The sequence below is a fragment of the Staphylococcus sp. HMSC063A07 genome, assembly GCF_001836955.1.
GTDB classification, from domain to species: Bacteria; Bacillota; Bacilli; order Staphylococcales; family Staphylococcaceae; genus Staphylococcus; species Staphylococcus lugdunensis.
In genome coordinates this window covers 342,895-344,636 of record NZ_KV830932.1, presented here as the reverse complement: position 1 = coordinate 344,636, position 1,742 = coordinate 342,895, and the positions used below count along the sequence as shown (strand labels likewise).

The window sequence follows — 1,742 nt, the reverse complement described above, 5'->3', positions numbered from 1 at the left end:
TGTAATAAGTGAATTTGGTTTAATTCAGTCATTATCGGGTTCTGCGGGTAATATCATTGGCATTGTTGTAGCTTTAGGTGGCATGGGTATTTTGATTTATTTAAGTCGTATTGTGCCTTACACAGCTGAAGAAAATAACTTTATATGGATATCAATTTTGGTAATTTTAATGGTTGACTTGTTAATAGGTCGTTCTTACTTCAATTTAATGAAATATCAGATTATTGAGGAAGAAGGATTGGAGTAAAATTAATGGAACTAGTAATGCTGGTAATGCCTTTTTCTGTAAAGATTGTTTTCACTTTTACGTATTAACTTACAAAGGAGGAATATTAAATGGAAGATGAAGTAATAACTAAAGAGGAAATTGCACATAACATAAAAAATCCGTACATTACGCCAGTTGCTATTTTTATGTTTATATTCTCATTAACCTTTTATTGTATTTTATTTTTTAGCGCCCATTTATTATACAAATTGCCTATATATATGTATATATTTTTGGTGTTTTGGGTTGTTATAAATATCATTTCATATTTACAAGAGAAATCAAAAAAGGTTAAAACAAATAAAGCTGCATTAATAAGATATATTATTATCAGTACATTGTGTGGTTATAGTTTATCAATTTCTTGTTCCTCAGTGTATGTATTTGGTGCTACTACAAATGGATATGATGTATTTGATTATTGGCTGATAATTATTATAGCTAATGTTATTTCGCTTATTGGCTTTAATATTTTTGTAATAAGTGAATTTGGTTTAATTCAGTCTTTATCGGGTTCTGCGGGTAATATAATGGGCATTGCTATAACTTTAGGTGGCTTTGGTATTTTGATTTATTTAAGTCGCATTGTGCCTTATACAGCTGAAGAAAATGATTTTATATGGATGTCTATAATTGTCATTTTAATGGTAGATTTATTAATTGGACGTTCTTACTTCAATTTAATGAAATATCAGATTATTGAGGAAGAAGGATTGGAGTAAAATTAATGGAACTAGTAATGCTGATAATGCCCTTTTTGTGAAGATTACTTTTGAAATAGATGAAGATGACAATTGGATAGAAAGATTTGATAAAGTTTATGATGTATTTAAATAAAAGTGTATAGATTATTTTCGTTTTTATAAATTAACTTAAAAAGGAGGAATTAAAGTGGAGAATGAAGAAATAACAAAAGAGGAAATTGCTCATAATATAAAAAATCCATACATCACACCAGTTGCCATATTAATGAATATAATGTGTTTAATTTTTTATACGATTATGTTTTTTAACAGTCATTTATTATACAAGTTACCTAAATATATATACATATTTTTAGCTTTTTGGGCTGTTATAAATATCATTTCATACGTCCAAGAAAAGTCTAAAAAGGTTAAAACAAACAAATCGTCATTAATAAGATATATCATTATAAGCACATTATGTGGTTATAGTTTGTCGATTGCACTAGCATCGATATATGTATTTAATGCGACTATTAATGGTGATGATGTTTTTGAGTTTTGGTTGATGATCGTTTTAGCTAATATTATAGAGTTAATCGGCTTTAATATTTTTGTAATAAGTGAATTTGAAGTTATTAAGTCAATATCCAATAGATTGTTTAAATTATTAGGTATACTTATGGCTGTTTCTGGTTTAGGTATATTATATAAGTCAAATTGCACCTAAAAGAACAGATGATACCACCTATATATGGTTATCTATTATCGTCATTTTAATGATTAACTTG

The 1,742-nt window shown here is 27.1% G+C and carries 3 protein-coding genes; all 3 read left to right on the top strand.

What is annotated here, in order from left to right:
• Positions 1-247, top strand: a 247-nt coding sequence (locus HMPREF2597_RS11575) for a DUF5079 family protein (protein WP_371106701.1), incomplete at its 5' end; no start/stop codon positions are given.
• Between the two features lie 89 nt (positions 248-336).
• Positions 337-990: a DUF5079 family protein gene (locus HMPREF2597_RS11570; RefSeq protein ID WP_070817308.1), complete on the top strand. Its 654-nt coding sequence runs from the start codon at positions 337-339 to the stop codon at positions 988-990.
• 169 nt (positions 991-1,159) lie between these two features.
• Positions 1,160-1,681, top strand: a complete 522-nt coding sequence (locus tag HMPREF2597_RS11565; RefSeq protein ID WP_070817307.1) for a DUF5079 family protein — start codon at positions 1,160-1,162, stop codon at positions 1,679-1,681.
• Positions 1,682-1,742 lie beyond the last annotated feature (61 nt).